Consider the following 14,298-nt stretch of genomic DNA (forward strand, 5'->3'; position numbering starts at 1 on the left):
GTGTGGGGGCGGTGTGCCCCGGTGGTGGGGGGCCTCGGCGGCTCTGGAGGATTCCAGGGGAACTCTACGGCTGACTTTAGGGAGTGGCGCGCGGGGGCGGAAGGCCTCAGGACCCGCCGCCGGTCCGCGCGATCCGGCCCGGCCGGGGTCAGTCGATCAGCTCGCTGGGGATGACCGGGTCGCCCTTGGAGAGCTGAGTGGCCGACAGCGGCAGCGCCGCCCGGGCCCGGACGTGCCGCTCGCGGGCGGCGCTCAGCGGCTCGCGGCCGACCGTCTCGCCGCCCAGCACCAGCGGCACCTGCACCAGGTGCGGCCGCAGCTCGTCCGGGACCGCGCCGGTGCCGATCACCTCGGCCTCGGCCACGCCCTCGGCGTCGGGCCGGCGGGCGGCCCACTTGCGGCCGCCGATGCTGGTCTTGCCGCCGGCCGCGCGCTTGGCCACCGGCACCAGCGGGCCGTCCTCGGTCTCGGCGCGGGCGACCAGCTTGTAGACCATCGCGCAGGTCGGGTGCCCGCTGCCGGTGACCAGGCTGGTGCCGACGCCGTAGCCGTCCACCGGGGCGGCGGCCAGGGCGGCGATCGCGTACTCGTCCAGGTCCGAGGTGACGATGATCCGGGTCTTCCCGGCGCCGAGCTCGTCCAGTTGGCGGCGGACCCGGTGGGCCAGCAGGGTGAGGTCGCCGGAGTCGATCCGGACCGCGCCCAGCTCGGGGCCGGCCACCTCCACGGCTGTGCGGACCGCTTCGTGCAGGTCGAAGGTGTCGACCAGCAGCGTGGTGCCCTTGCCCATCGAGGCGATCTGGGCCTGGAAGGCGTCCCGCTCGCTGTCGTGCACCAGGGTGAAGGCGTGCGCGGAGGTGCCGGTGGTCGGGATGCCGTGGGTGAAGCCGGCCTCCAGGTCGGAGGTGGCGGCGAAGCCGGCGATGTAGGCGGCCCGGGCGGCGGCGACGGCGGCCTGCTCGTGCGCCCGGCGGGCACCCATCTCGATCACCGGACGGCCGCCGGCGGCGGCGGTCATCCGGGAGGCGGCGGCCGCGATCGCCGAGTCGTAGTTGAGGATCGACAGGATCACCGTCTCCAGGATCACCGCCTCGGCGAAGCTGCCCTCCACGGTCAGCACCGGCGAGCCGGGGAAGTAGACCTCGCCCTCGGGGTAGCCGTGGATGTCGCCGCGGAAGCGGTAGTCGGCGAGGAAGCGCAGGGTGTCGTCCTCGACCACGCTCTGGTCGGCCAGCCAGTCCAACTGGGCGCCGCTGAAGCGGAAGTTCTCGACGGCGTCCAGCACCCGGCCGGTGCCGGCCATGACGCCGTAGCGGCGGCCGCCGGGCAGTCGGCGGGTGAAGACCTCGAAGACGGAGCGGCGGTGCGCGGCCCCGCTGCGCAGGGCGGCCTGCAGCATGGTGAGCTCGTAGCGGTCGGTGAGGAGCGCGGTCGACCCGGCCGCGCGCACTGAAGTGGCGTCCATGCGGATGATGCTACTACCACTTAGCGTCAGAGTGACGATTTCTCGCGCGATGGTCCGGGCCGGAATCGCCCGGGTGTCCCCCGGATGGCAGCATGGGGCTTGAGGGACTACGGACGAGTGTGCAACGAGGAGGCCCGCCGGTGAGTGTCGCGCCCGTGGAGATCGAGCGCCCGGAGGTCGAAGGGCAGCCGGTGACCGAGCCGGACACGCCTTGGGTGACCATCGTGCACAATGACCCGGTCAACCTGATGAGCTACGTCCAGTACGTCTTCCAGGCCTACTTCGGCTTCCCGAAGGACAAGGCCCGGAAGCTGATGATGGACGTGCACACCAAGGGCCGGGCGGTGGTCTCCAGCGGTTCGCGCGAGGAGATGGAGCGCGACGTCCAGGCGATGCACGGCTACGGCCTGTGGGCGACGCTCCAGCACGACTGACCCCGCCCGGGCGCACGTCGGCACGCGTGCGACCGGGCGCGCACCGGCACACATACGACTGACCGGCCGCCGGTCCGGCGGCGCGGCCGAAGACGACGAAGACGGGCTGACCGATACAGATGGCTGGGTTGTTCGAGAGCACCGGCGATGGTGGCGCGGCGATCGCGCTGGACGAGGTGGAGGCCTCCATCCTGCGCTCGCTGGAAGTGCAGATGCTGGAGCTGATCGGCCCCGGCCCGGGCGGCGACGGCGGCGGTGACCCGCTGGCCGCGCTGTTCGCCGAGGGCCCGACCGAGGCCCCCGCCGACCCGGCGCTGGCCCGACTGTTCCCGAACGCCTACGGCGACCCGGCGACGCCGGACGACGCCGAGGCGGTGGCCGCCTCCGGCGAGTTCCGCCGCTACACCGAGCTCGACCTGCGGGCCCGCAAGCGGGACGACGCGCTGCAGGTGGTCCGGGCGCTGGACGGCCTCGGCGGCGCCGGGGTGCTCAAGCTGCCCGCCGCCGACTGCCTGCGCTGGCTGGGCGCGCTCAACGACCTGCGGCTGACCCTCGGGGTGCGGCTGGAGGTCACCGAGGAGGACGAGCAGGGCCTCTACGAGCTGACGGACAGCGACGAGCGCAAGCCGCTGGTGATGGCCTACCTGTGGCTGGGGGCACTCCAGGAGTCGCTGCTGGAGGCCATCACCGACTGACGGCGGACCCGTTTCCTCCACCTTCCCGGGCAATCCTGCCCGCTTTCGGGCAAGCCCCGGTCGTTCCGTCCAGCATGTGGACGATCGACCGGGGCATTCTCCTTTAAATCGGGCAAACCGTAACAGGTCATGCTCAAATATCGCTCAGATGAACACCGCTATCCGGACCCTGCGTGGTACGACTTCTCCCCACCCACGAGACCCACCCAGGACGGTGACCATGGCCGAGCAGATCTACGACCAGGTGGTCGACGATAAACCGGACGAGGAGGGCTACGAGCGGGGACTCGGCAGCCGCCAGATCCAGATGATCGCGATCGGCGGAGCGATCGGCACCGGCCTCTTCCTCGGCGCCGGCACCGCGATCTCCAAGTCCGGCCCGAGCCTGATCCTGTCCTACGCCGTGGCCGGCCTGGTGATCTTCGCGATCATGCGGGCCCTGGGCGAACTGCTCACCTACCGCGCGGTCTCCGGCAGCTTCGCCGAGTACGCCCGGGAGTTCCTCGGCCCCTTCGCCGGTTACGTCACCGGCTGGACGTACTGGCTGTTCTGGGTCGTCACCGGTATGGCGGAGACCACCGCCGCCGCCGTGTACGTGAAGTTCTGGGCGCCGGGCATCCCGCAGTGGGCCAGCGCGCTGACCTTCCTGGTCATCCTCTACGCGGCCAACCTGATCTCGGTGAAGCTGTTCGGCGAGATCGAGTTCTGGTTCTCCATGGTCAAGGTCACCGCCATCATCGGCATGATCCTGATCGGCATCGGCGTGCTGACCCTCGGCTTCAGCAAGGCCGGTGACACCGCGTCGATCACCCACCTGTGGCAGGACGGCGGCTTCTTCCCCAAGGGCATCGGCGCCACCGTGATGACCCTGCAGATCGTCATGTTCGCCTACCTGGGCGTCGAACTCGTCGGCGTCACCGCGGGCGAGAGCGAGAACCCCGAGAAGACCCTGCCGCGCGCCATCAACACCCTGCCCTGGCGCATCGCGCTGTTCTACATCGGCGCCCTGGTGGTCATCCTCTCGCTGGTGCCGTGGCGGGAGTTCCAGCCCGGCGTCAGCCCGTTCGTCGCCGCCTTCGGCAAGATCGGCATCCCGGCGGCGGCCGGCATCATCAACTTCGTGGTGCTCACCGCGGCGCTCTCCTCCTGCAACTCCGGGATGTACTCCACCGGCCGCATGCTGCGCGACCTCGCCCTGCGCGGCCAGGCCCCCGGGCAGCTCACCAAGCTCAACACCCGCCGCACCCCGGCCTTCGCGATCACCGTCTCCTGCCTGCTGATGGGCGCCGGCGTGGTGCTCAACTACCTCGTCCCGGCACGGGCGTTCGAGTACATCACCTCGGTCGCCACGGTCTGCGGCCTGTGGACCTGGGCGATGATCCTGATCTCCCAGATCCGCTACCGCAAGGCCTGGAAGGGCGGCCACCTGCCCCCGCCCACCTTCAAGGCCCCCGGCGGCGTCTGGGTCAGCTGGGCCGCCCTCGCCTTCCTGGCCCTGGTCGTGGTGCTGATCGGCCTGGACGAGGAGAACCGGATCTCGCTGTACGTCTTCCCCGGCTGGGCCGTGCTGCTGGTGATCGGCTACCAGGTGCTCAAGCGCCGCAACCCGCAGGCCGTCCACGCCCACGCCCACGACCACCTGCACGCCCGGAACGGAAACGTGGACGCCCACTGACCGAGCCTCGGACGCCCCGGCGGACACCTGCCGGGGCGTGTCTATCCTGACCACATGCTGACCATCACCCGAGAACTCCGCGACCGGATCGTGGCCCACGCCCGTGCCGACCACCCGGACGAGGCCTGCGGCGTGGTCGCCGGACCGGCCGGCAGCGGCCGGCCCGAGCGGTTCATCCCGATGCTCAACGCGGCCCGCTCGCCCACCTTCTACGAGTTCGACTCGGGCGACCTGCTCAAGCTCTACCGCGAGATGGACGACCGGGACGAGGAGCCCGTCGTCGTCTACCACTCCCACACCGCCACCGAGGCCTACCCCTCGCGCACCGACGTGAGCTACGCCTCCGAGCCGTTCGCCCACTACGTCCTGGTCTCCACCGCCGACGGCAACGGCGAGGACGACCCCTACCAGTTCCGTTCGTTCCGCATCGTGGACGGCGAGATCACAGAGGAAGACGTCCAGGTCGTCGAGGCCTACCAGGCCTGACCAGCACCCACCTGGGCGTGGCCCGCCGACCCTCCGCGAGCGGTCGGCGGGCCCGTTTCATTCCGGCGAAGTCTCAGCATCGGATACCGGAACATCCGGATCCCGAGACGGGCATGTCGGAGCGGGCCCGGGAATCTATACGATGAGCCCATGCGTTCCGTCGATGTGAGCAACCAGGCCCCGGGCACCCGCCTCGTGGCGCGCCTGCACATCGACCTGTGCCGGCACGCCGGCGCGATCTGTCCCGGCACGCCCGCGCGCTCGCGCTGAGAGCCGCCCCGCCCCATCCCGGGCCCGCTGCCGAACCTGCGGTGCCGCGCCCCGGGCACCGTCCGCCCGGCCGCGCCCGCCGCGGCCCACCCACTCCACACGACTCGCACAGGAGCGCACCCATGGCCATCGAGGTCCGCATCCCGACCATCCTCCGCACCTACACCGACGGCGCCAAGGCCGTCGAGGGCAACGGCAGCAACCTCGCGGAGCTCTTCACCGACCTCGACGCCCGCCACCCGGGCATCGCCGCCCGCCTGGTCGACGGCGGCGAGCTGCGCCGCTTCGTCAACGTCTACCTGAACGACGAGGACGTCCGGTTCCTGGAGGGCATCTCCACCGCCCTCGCCGACGGTGACAGCGTCACCATCCTGCCCGCCGTGGCCGGCGGCGCCCGCTGACCTCCCGGCTCCCCCGCCCGGCGGCGGGGGAGCCACCCCTCTTCACCCGCACCGCCGTGGCCGGAGGCCTCCCTTGCGATACGACAGTCCGCTCGAAGCCGTCGGCAACACCCCGCTGGTCCGCCTGCCGCGGCTGTCCGCCGCGGTCCCCGGCAACGCCGAGGGCCTGGTGAGCCTGTGGGCCAAGCTGGAGGACCGCAACCCCACCGGTTCGATCAAGGACCGCCCGGCGCTGCACATGATCGAACGCGCCGAGGCCGACGGCCGACTCACCCCGGGCTGCACCATCCTGGAGCCCACCAGCGGAAACACCGGCATCTCGCTCGCCATGGCCGCCAAGCTCAAGGGCTACCGGATGGTCTGCGTGATGCCCGAGAACACCAGCGAGGAACGGCGCGAACTGCTCCGGATGTGGGGCGCCGAGATCATCTCCTCCCCGGCCGCCGGCGGCTCCAACACCGCCGTCCGGATCGCCAAGGAGACCGCCGCCGAGCACCCCGACTGGGTCATGCTCTACCAGTACGGAAACCCCGACAACGCGGGCGCCCACTACGCCACCACCGGGCCCGAGATCCTCGCCGACCTGCCGACCGTCACCCACTTCGTGGCCGGCCTCGGCACCACCGGCACCCTGATGGGCGTCGGCCGCTTCCTGCGCGAGAAGGTCCCCGGCGTGCGGATCGTCGCCGCCGAGCCGCGCTACGACGACCTGGTGTACGGGCTGCGCAACCTCGACGAGGGCTTCGTCCCCGAGCTGTACGACGCCGAGGTGCTCACCACCCGCTTCTCGGTCGGCTCCGCGGACGCCGTCCGCCGCACCCGTGAACTCCTCCAGCAGGAGGGCATCTTCGCGGGCGTCTCGACCGGCGCCATCCTGCACGCCGCGATCGGCGTCGGCCGCAAGGCGGCGGCCGCCGGGGAACGCGCGGACATCGTCTTCGTGGTCGCCGACGGCGGCTGGAAGTACCTGTCCACCGGCATCTACACCGCCGAGTCCACCGAGGCGGCGGTCGAGGCGCTGCAGGGCCAGCTCTGGGCCTAGGGCTGTAGCTAGTGCTGTAGCGACTTCTGCGCCCGGGCCCAGACCTGCCGGTCGACCGTGCCGGCCCGGCGGCGGAACGCCGACAGCGGCACCTCGCGCAGCTCGTCGGTCTCCAGCCAGCTGGTCCGGCCCTGCCGGTCGCCCACCGAACCGGGCGGCAGCGGCAGTACGCCCGGTCGCTCGGAGTGGTGCTTGCTGGTGATCTTCGCGACGGTGGCCGTCCGGCCGTGCACCCGCAGCACCAGGCAGGGGCGGTCCTTGGAACCGGGGCCGTCCTCGAACGGCACCTGCGCCCACCAGATCTCCTGCGGCTCCGGGCGGTCCCTGGTGCTCGGGCGCGGCCGCGGACCCGTCGGCCCGGCCGGGCGCGAGGCCGGGCGGGTGCGCTTCACCAGCACCGCCGCGACGGCCGCCAGCGCGGCGAAGCCCGCCACCGCCAGGACCGGCCAGATTCCCGTCATGCCATTCATGCGGCGAACCGTACCGGGCCGACGGTGAACGCCACCACCGTGGCGACTGTGACAGTTGAGCATTTGTCCGCACATCGCTCCCGGTTCGTCACGGAACCGCCACAGTGCCCGTTCTGTCGTGAACGCCCCGGTGCCTCCCGGAAAAGCTGCCTCACGAACGTCCGCCCCCGTCCCCCCGGAGGTGCCCCCGTGAGAAGCGATGAACTGTGGTCGTACACCGAGATCGCCCGGCACATCAACGTCCAGCCCGAAACCGTCCGTAACTACCGCCGGCACGGGCTGCTGCCCGACCCCGACGTGATCGACGGCAGCGGCCACCCCCGCTGGTACTCCGACACCGTCCGCGCCTGGGCCCGCAACCGCCCCCGGCACCGCTGATCCGCGGCCCCCGTCGCCTCCCCCACGTTCTGGTGATTCCAGCCACAGCCCGGCACGGGGACGGGGGCAAAGTGCTGTTCCGCCCTTACCCTCGACACACCAACGCAGTGCTACCGGCCGGTCCACCGGCCCGGCCTGCCGTTTTCCATGCTGTTTTCCATGCCGTTTTCCAGCAGCAGCCGGGACGTGTCGGGGCGGAGGGGCTCGGATGAAACTGACCGTGGTGGGGTGCTCGGGGAGCTTCCCGTCCGCCGACTCGTCCTGCTCCAGCTACCTGGTCGAGGCCGACGGCTACCGCGTGGTGATCGACCTCGGCAACGGCGCGCTCGGCGCGCTGCAGAAGTACACCAGCATCTACGAGGTCGACGCCGTCCTGCTCAGCCACCTGCACGCGGACCACTGCGTCGACCTGTGCGCCTACTGGGTCGCCCGCAACTACCGCGTCGAGGGCTGCCCCGATCTCCTGCCGGTGTACGGCCCGGCCGGCACCGCCGAGCGGCTCGCCCGGGCGTACGACATGCCGGAGAACCCCGGGATGAAGGAGGTGTTCGAGTTCCGCACCGTCACCCCCGGCAACTTCGAGCTCGGCCCCTTCCGGGTCTCCGTGGCCCAGGTCAACCACCCCGTCGACGCCTTCGCCTTCCGGCTGGAGCACGGCGGCCGCTCGCTGGTCTACTCCGGCGACACCGGGGAGAGCCCCGAACTCGTCGAACTCGCCCGCGACACCGACCTGTTTCTCTGCGAGGCCGCGTACCTGGACGGCCGCGACACCTACCGGGCCGTCCACCTCAACGGCCGGGAGGCCGGCGAGCACGCCACCGCCGCCCGGGCCCGCCGGCTCGTCCTCACCCACATCCCGCCGTGGACCGACGCCGAACGCAACCGCCGCGACGCCGCCGCCGCGTACGCCGGCCCGGTCGAGCTGGCCCGGGCCGGCGCGGTCTACGAGATCTGACCCGGTCGGCGGGGCTCCCCGGAGTCCCGGAAAATTCTCTCGGAATCGACCTGCAACCCCCCGGCCCCCACACGTCCTTGAAGTGAGCGGGGGAAAGCCGCTCGCACCGGTCGGCCCGTCGGGCGCGACCGCCACACCAGTCAACCAGGCTTGCTTTGTGCTGCCCGGACGCGGCCGTGCCGCTCCGGAGCGGAAATCCAGGGGGGATTCCCATGCGCAAGATCAACCGTGCCCTGCGTCAGACCCGCGGCCTCGTGCCGGCGGTCGTGCTCACCGCCGTGCTGGTCGCCGGCGGCGCCGTGACCGCCGTCCCGGCCTTCGCGGACTCCGGGCCGCTCAGCCTCACCGTCCACGCCCCGGCCGTGATCGGCGCCGCGGGCGGGCCGGTGGAGTTCACCGAGACGATCGCCAACCCGGGGGACCAGGGCTTCAGCGTCGTGCTGGAGCTCTCGATCGAGACCCCGGTCGGGGCGCCGCCGCACGCCCTGAGCCTCGACTACGTCAACGAGCTCGGCACCTGGGCGAGCGTGGAGCTGCAGGCGCGCACCGAGGCGGACAAGGTCGTCTACTCGGGCATCACCGGCAAGCTCGTCATCCCGCCGGGCGGGAAGGACGTTCGTCTGCGCCTCGGCGCCCCCATGGGCGAGCCGCACAACGGGGCCAGCAACGGCGGCGTCGGCCCGGTCCTCATCTTCCGCACCGCGGTCAAGGGTTGGCGGCTGGACAACCCGGTCGAGCCGCCGGTCAGCGACACCCACACGATCAACGTGGAGGCGATCTCCAACCACCTCCTCCAGGTGCCGGCCACGGTCGTCGCGGGCGGTGCGCCGATCGAGTTCGACGCGTCGCTCCGGAACCCGACGCCGTCCGCCTACACCAACCTGGGCAACGTGCTGTTCGCGGACCGGCACGCCAAGGTCGAGGTCCGCGGCGACGACGGCACCTGGACCGCCCTGCCGGCGGTCACGACCGAGTCGGAGCCGCCGGCGGGCTTCTACCTGGACGGCCGCGACTCCTCGGCCGCGCCCGACAGCCTGGCGACCAAGAGGGTCCGGGTCAGCTACCCCGCCGACACCCCGCTCGGCAAGACGGAGCTGAACCCCTGCGTTTTCGTCAACGAGGCCGACGACCTGCCCTTCCGGGGCACCACCATGTGCTCGCCCGGCGCCACCGTGCGGGTCGTCGCCCCCACCGCCCCGAAGCCGACCACCCAGGACCCGGCTCCCGCGGCCGCCCCGGCCGACATCCCGGCCGACATCCCGGCCGAAGTCCCGGCCGCCTCGGCGCAGCGGAAGCCGGGCACCGGCGCGCCGGCCCGCGCGGCGGGTGATGTCACCAAGGCCCCGGCCGCGACGCCCGCGCCGTCGGCCGACACGCCCGTTCCGGCGGCCGACGGCGGCGTGAACGCCGAGGTGACCGCCGCCCGGGCGGCAGACGTCCACCTGGCCTCCACCGGAGCCGACAGCGACCGGACCGACCTGATCGCGGGCGCCGGAGCGGTGCTGCTCGGCGTCGGCGGCGGCGCGCTCGCGGTGATCCGTCGCCGCCGTCGCGCCGGCTGACGGCTCCCGGTCCCGGTCCGCCCGCTGTCCGGGCGGACCGGGACCGTCGGGCCGCTATCGCCGTCCGGGCACCGGCAGACCGAGGTGGTCGCGCAGGGTCGGGCCGGTGTAGTCGGTGCGGAACACCCCGCGCTCCTGGAGCAGCGGGACGACCCGGTCGACGAACTCGTCCAGCCCGCCCGGGGTGAGGTGCGGGACCAGGATGAAGCCGTCGGCCGCGTCCTGCTGCACGAAGTGGTCGATCTGCCCGGCGACGGTGGCGGGGGAGCCGATGAAGGACTGACGGCCGGTCACCTCGATGACCAGTTCGCGGCTGCTCAGCCCCTTCTCGGCGGCCAGCGCCCGCCACCGTTCGGCGGTGCCCACCGGGTCCGGGATGCGGACGCGGCCCTGGACGAGCGCGCTGTCCGGGTCGGGGTCGAAGGCGGGCAGCGGCCCGTCCGGGTCGTGGTCGGAGAGGTCGACGCCCCAGACCTGCTCCAGGTGGTGGAGCGCGGTGCGCGGCCCGACCTGGGCCCGGCGGACCTCGGCGGCCCGCTCGGCCGCGTCGGCGTCGGTGTCGCCGAGGACGAAGGTGGCGGCGGGCATGATCTTCAGCTCGTCCGGCCTGCGCCCGTACCCGGCCAGCCGGCGCTTGACGTCGGCGTGGAAGGCCCGGCCGTCGGCGAAGGTGGAGTGCCGGCTGAAGACGACGTCGGCGGTGGCGGCGGCGAACTCCCGGCCCTCGTCCGAGTCGCCGGCCTGGATGACGACCGGGTGGCCCTGCGGCGGGCGGGGCAGCGAGAGCCGGCCCTCGACCTCGAACTGCGGGCCGCGGTGGCGGACGCCCTGCTCCCCGGCGTCCCAGAACTTCCGTGCCAGTTGGGCGAATTCGGCGGCCCGGGAGTAGCGGTCGGCGCGGTCGAGGTAGCCGCCGCGGCGGAAGTTCTCGCCGGTGAAGGCGTCGGAGGAGGTGACCACGTTCCAGGCCGCGCGGCCGCCGGAGAGGTGGTCCAAGGAGGCGAAGCGGCGGGCGAGTTCGTACGGTTCGTTGAAGGTGGCGTTCACCGTGGCGGCGAGGCCCAGCCGTTCGGTGACGGCGGCCAGCGCGTTCAGCACGGTGATCGACTCGGGGCGGCCGACCACGTCCAGGTCGTGGATGCGGCCCTTGGTCTCGCGCAGCCGCAGGCCCTCGGCGAGGAAGAAGAAGTCGAACTTCCCGCGCTCGGCGGTCTGCGCGAGGTGCCGGAAGGAGGCGAACTCGATGTTGCTGCCGGAGGCCGGGTCGCTCCACACCGTGGTGTTGTTGACGCCGGGGAAGTGCGCGGCGAGGTGAATCTGCTTGAGCGGACGGTCCGTCATCGGGCCACCTCGGCGAGGGCGGGAGAGTCGGCGTTCTCGGTGCCGGCGTTCTCGGTGCCGGCGTTCTCGGAGTCGGCAGGGGGCGCGTAGCGGCTGGCCGGGCGGGCCAGGCCGAGGTGGTCGCGCAGGGTGCGGCCGGAGTACCCGGTACGCAGCAGCCCGGTGGCACGCAGGGCGGGGGCGATCCGCTCGGCCACGGCGGCCAGGTCGCGTTCGGGTTCGGCGGGGGCGAGGTGGAAGCCGTCCACGCCGGTGCCGGTCGCGGTGAGTTCGGCGAGCAGCCGCTCCTCGGCGGCCCGGTCGGGCAGGGCGGCGTCGAGCCGGGCGAGGATGCGCAGGTGCTCGCCGGAGCGCAGCCGCAGTTCGGTGGCGGCGGTCAGTCGGGCGGCCCGGTCGGGGGCGTCGAGCAGCACCACGTCGGCGTACCGGATCGCGGTGGCCACCCGGGCACGCCCGCCCGGGGACGCGGCCCGGGCGAGGTCGGCGGCGGCCACCGGGACGGCCACCACCGGGCGGCCCTGCGGCGGGCGCGGGGTGATGGACGGGCCGCGGACCGAGAAGTGTCGGCCCTCGAAGTCGATGTGGTGCAGCTTCTCGCGGTCGACGAAGCGGCCGGTGGCGGTGTCGCGGATCTCCGCGTCGTCCTCCCAGCTGTCCCAGAGCCGGGCGGCGACCTCGGCGGCGTCGGCCGCCTCGGCCCACAGCTCGTCCTCGGGGGCGACCGGGCGGCGGCCGAAGGCCCTTGCCTCGGCCTCGGTGGCGGAGACGCCGAGCAGCCAGCCGGCCCGGCCCTCGCTCACCCAGTCCAGGGTGCTGACCGAGATCGAGGTGTGGAAGGGCTCGGTGTGGGTGGTGGTGACGGTGGCCACCAGTCCGACCCGGCTGGTCAGCGGGGCGATCCGGGCGAGGGTGGCGAGCGCGTCGGGGCGGCGCGGTTCGGCGGTGAAGGAGTCGTCGAGGGTGACGAAGTCCAGGGTGGCCCGCTCGGCGAGGCGGGCGAGGTCGGCGTAGTACCCGGCGTCGAGGCGGCCTGGCTGTTCGGTGGCGGCGTCGACGGCGGCGGACAGGTGCAACTGGCGGGGCATGGCGAGCCTGACTTTCCTCGTGCGCACACGTGGGGACGCGTGCGGGCGGCCGTCGGCACCCGGGTGGGCGCGGCCGCGCGGTGACGGCCCGTGGACGGGCTGGGCCCGGGCGGGCGGAAGGGGAGGAGGAGCGGCGCCGGGCGGGACGTCAGCCGGGCGGCAGCGGGGGAACGGTCAGCTCAGCCGCGACACGCCGCGGACCACACGCGACCGAAGTCGATGTGGCTGCGGGTGACCAGCGGGCACGAGGCGTTCACCGCTTCAGTTGACCAGGGGGTCCGTCGGTTCGTCAACCGCTGTTTCCACGAGTCGCAACCCCCGGGCACGCGCGAGGCCCCGCCGGGCCGCTGGGGGAGCAGCGGCCCGGCGGGGCCTCGACGGTGGGGACGGACGGGCCTCAGGCCTTGGTCACGTCCTCGATCTCGTCGTCGTCCTCGCGACCCGGGGTCTTGAGGTTGAACTTGGTGATCGCGAAGCGGAAGAGGACGTAGTACAGCGCGGCGAAGACCAGGCCGATCGGGATGATCAGCCACGGGTCGGTGGCCTTGTTCCAGGCCAGCGCGTAGTCGATCAGACCGCCGGAGAAGGTGAAGCCGTCGTGCACGCCGAGGGCCCAGGTGACGGCCATCGAGACCGCGGTGAGCAGCGCGTGGATGACGTACAGGACCGGGGCGATGAAGACGAAGGCGAACTCGATCGGCTCGGTGACACCGGTCACGAACGAGGTCAGGGCCAGCGACACCATCATGCCGGTGACGGCCTTGCGGCGGTGCGGCTTGGCGGCGTGGGCGATGGCCAGCGCGGCGGCGGGCAGCGCGAACATCATGATCGGGTAGAAGCCCGACATGAACTGTCCGGCGGTCGGGTCGCCGGCGAAGAAGCGGTGCAGGTCACCGTGCACGACGACGCCGTCGGGGCCGGTGAAGTCACCGGTCTGGAACCAGGCGAAGGAGTTCACGAACTGGTGCATGCCGACCGGCAGCAGAGCACGGTTGACCAGGCCGAAGGCACCCGCGCCGAACGCGCCGGCGCCGATCAGGGTGTCGTTCAGGCTCTTGATGGCGTCTCCGACCGGGCCCCAGGTCAGGGCGAAGAGCACACCGACGGCGGTGCCGACGAAGGCCATGATGATCGGGACGAGGCGGCGGCCGTTGAAGAAGCCCAGCCAGTCGACCAGCCTGGTGCGGTGGTACTTCTGCCACAGCACGGCGGCCAGCAGGCCGATCACGATGCCGCCGAGCACGCCCGGGTCCTGGTAGACCGGCTCGACCCACTTGCCGTCGGCGATGTGGCCCTCGGTGACCGGGAAGGCGGTGAGCACCTTCTGGTACACCAGGAAGCCGACCAGCGCGGCGAGGGCGGTGGAGCCGTCCGCCTTCTTGGCGAAGCCGATCGCGATGCCCACCGCGAACAGCATCGGCAGGGCACCGAAGACACCGTTGCCGGCGGCCGCGAAGACCGAGGCGACCTTGTCCCAGCCGAGGCCGTCCTTGCCGAACACGTCGTCCTGGCCGAGGCGCATCAGCAGACCCGCGGCGGGGAGCACCGCGATCGGCAGCTGGAGGCTTCGACCGATCTTCTGCAGACCCTGGAGGAGGTTCTGGCCGAACTTCTTGGCGGGGCTTGGCGTGGCCGGAGCCGTGGCGGGCGCCGGTGCCTGCGCAGACTGACTCATGGGGGTGTGTTCCTAACGGCATGGCGGTCGGTCGGGGGGAGGCACAGGGGCCGAACCGCGAACTGGTCTACACCACGTGTGGTGTAGACCAGTTTTGTAGCACGGGTGGAGAAGGCGGGGAACCCCGGAAAGCACCGCCGCCCGGAAGCGCTATGAAATCGAAACCTAGTCGCGGAACGACGATCATGATTTCAGTCGCGATTGGGATTTTGGCTATTTGCGCAACAAAAAGCGCCGTCGCCGTGCGGCGCCGGGCCGGGACGGGCGTCCGGGTCGCGCTGGACGATCCCGCCGCTCCGGGGTGTGCGCGGCGGCTGCTGAGAGTGATCGTGGCGTCGTGGACGTGCCGGATGTGGCGTCCCCC

The 14,298-nt window shown here is 72.3% G+C and carries 15 protein-coding genes; 10 read left to right on the plus strand and 5 right to left on the minus strand.

Translation table 11 applies throughout. The features are described 5' to 3' along the window. Nucleotides 1-148 precede the first annotated feature (148 nt). Nucleotides 149-1,465 carry a nicotinate phosphoribosyltransferase gene (locus ACZ3UD_RS17540; protein ID WP_465587719.1) on the minus strand — a complete coding sequence of 439 codons (1,317 nt, stop codon included), beginning with the start codon at nucleotides 1,463-1,465 and terminating at the stop codon, nucleotides 149-151. Nucleotides 1,466-1,605: 140 nt separating this feature from the next. Here ACZ3UD_RS17540 and clpS point away from each other — a divergent pair, with 140 nt between their 5' ends. From clpS to ACZ3UD_RS17575, 7 genes are all read left to right on the plus strand, one after another. Continuing rightward, the gene (gene clpS / locus ACZ3UD_RS17545; protein ID WP_188305571.1) at nucleotides 1,606-1,899 is read left to right on the plus strand and encodes an ATP-dependent Clp protease adapter ClpS; all 294 of its coding nucleotides are present in this window, start codon (nucleotides 1,606-1,608) and stop codon (nucleotides 1,897-1,899) included. A gap of 119 nt (nucleotides 1,900-2,018) precedes the next feature. Further along, nucleotides 2,019-2,594 (plus strand): DUF2017 domain-containing protein, encoded by a 576-nt coding sequence (locus tag ACZ3UD_RS17550; RefSeq protein ID WP_465587723.1) that lies wholly within the window; start codon nucleotides 2,019-2,021, stop codon nucleotides 2,592-2,594. Between the two features lie 220 nt (nucleotides 2,595-2,814). Further along, complete coding sequence (locus tag ACZ3UD_RS17555) at nucleotides 2,815-4,269, plus strand: amino acid permease (RefSeq protein ID WP_465587725.1); 1,455 nt, start codon at nucleotides 2,815-2,817, stop codon at nucleotides 4,267-4,269. Nucleotides 4,270-4,323: 54 nt separating this feature from the next. Further along, on the plus strand, nucleotides 4,324-4,755 hold the full coding sequence (locus ACZ3UD_RS17560; RefSeq protein ID WP_380611461.1) for a M67 family metallopeptidase: 432 nt from the start codon (nucleotides 4,324-4,326) through the stop codon (nucleotides 4,753-4,755). 150 nt (nucleotides 4,756-4,905) lie between these two features. Next, a complete protein-coding gene (locus ACZ3UD_RS17565) occupies nucleotides 4,906-5,025 on the plus strand; it encodes a putative leader peptide (RefSeq protein ID WP_317621128.1) in 120 nt (39 codons plus the stop codon). 122 nt (nucleotides 5,026-5,147) lie between these two features. Then, nucleotides 5,148-5,426: a MoaD/ThiS family protein gene (locus ACZ3UD_RS17570; RefSeq protein WP_097237732.1), complete on the plus strand. Its 279-nt coding sequence runs from the start codon at nucleotides 5,148-5,150 to the stop codon at nucleotides 5,424-5,426. Between the two features lie 73 nt (nucleotides 5,427-5,499). Then, on the plus strand, nucleotides 5,500-6,468 hold the full coding sequence (locus ACZ3UD_RS17575; protein WP_393030065.1) for a PLP-dependent cysteine synthase family protein: 969 nt from the start codon (nucleotides 5,500-5,502) through the stop codon (nucleotides 6,466-6,468). Between the two features lie 8 nt (nucleotides 6,469-6,476). Here ACZ3UD_RS17575 and ACZ3UD_RS17580 read toward each other — a convergent pair whose 3' ends face one another. After that, on the minus strand, nucleotides 6,477-6,938 hold the full coding sequence (locus ACZ3UD_RS17580; RefSeq protein WP_465587732.1) for a type II toxin-antitoxin system PemK/MazF family toxin: 462 nt from the start codon (nucleotides 6,936-6,938) through the stop codon (nucleotides 6,477-6,479). Nucleotides 6,939-7,127: 189 nt separating this feature from the next. Between ACZ3UD_RS17580 and ACZ3UD_RS17585 the strand changes: the two genes are divergently transcribed. The 3 genes from ACZ3UD_RS17585 to ACZ3UD_RS17595 all read left to right on the plus strand — a co-directional run bounded on the left by ACZ3UD_RS17585 (nucleotide 7,128) and on the right by ACZ3UD_RS17595 (nucleotide 9,833). Next, on the plus strand, nucleotides 7,128-7,316 hold the full coding sequence (locus ACZ3UD_RS17585; protein WP_465587735.1) for a helix-turn-helix transcriptional regulator: 189 nt from the start codon (nucleotides 7,128-7,130) through the stop codon (nucleotides 7,314-7,316). A gap of 208 nt (nucleotides 7,317-7,524) precedes the next feature. After that, nucleotides 7,525-8,271, plus strand: a complete 747-nt coding sequence (locus tag ACZ3UD_RS17590) for an MBL fold metallo-hydrolase (protein WP_465587738.1) — start codon at nucleotides 7,525-7,527, stop codon at nucleotides 8,269-8,271. 212 nt (nucleotides 8,272-8,483) lie between these two features. Then, on the plus strand, nucleotides 8,484-9,833 hold the full coding sequence (locus tag ACZ3UD_RS17595) for an LAETG motif-containing sortase-dependent surface protein (protein ID WP_465587741.1): 1,350 nt from the start codon (nucleotides 8,484-8,486) through the stop codon (nucleotides 9,831-9,833). Nucleotides 9,834-9,887: 54 nt separating this feature from the next. Here the strand turns inward: ACZ3UD_RS17595 and ACZ3UD_RS17600 are convergent, their stop codons facing one another. From ACZ3UD_RS17600 to ACZ3UD_RS17610, 3 genes are all read right to left on the minus strand, one after another. Further along, entirely contained in the window at nucleotides 9,888-11,174 is a 1,287-nt protein-coding gene (locus ACZ3UD_RS17600) for an LLM class flavin-dependent oxidoreductase (protein ID WP_465587744.1), read from the minus strand. Continuing rightward, nucleotides 11,171-12,259 carry an LLM class flavin-dependent oxidoreductase gene (locus tag ACZ3UD_RS17605; protein WP_465587747.1) on the minus strand — a complete coding sequence of 363 codons (1,089 nt, stop codon included), beginning with the start codon at nucleotides 12,257-12,259 and terminating at the stop codon, nucleotides 11,171-11,173. The genes ACZ3UD_RS17600 and ACZ3UD_RS17605 overlap by 4 nt, the downstream gene beginning before the upstream one ends. 397 nt (nucleotides 12,260-12,656) lie before the next feature. Next, nucleotides 12,657-13,934 (minus strand): PTS transporter subunit EIIC, encoded by a 1,278-nt coding sequence (locus ACZ3UD_RS17610; RefSeq protein WP_465587750.1) that lies wholly within the window; start codon nucleotides 13,932-13,934, stop codon nucleotides 12,657-12,659. Nucleotides 13,935-14,298 lie beyond the last annotated feature (364 nt).

This window comes from Kitasatospora sp. NPDC023118, assembly GCF_055560875.1.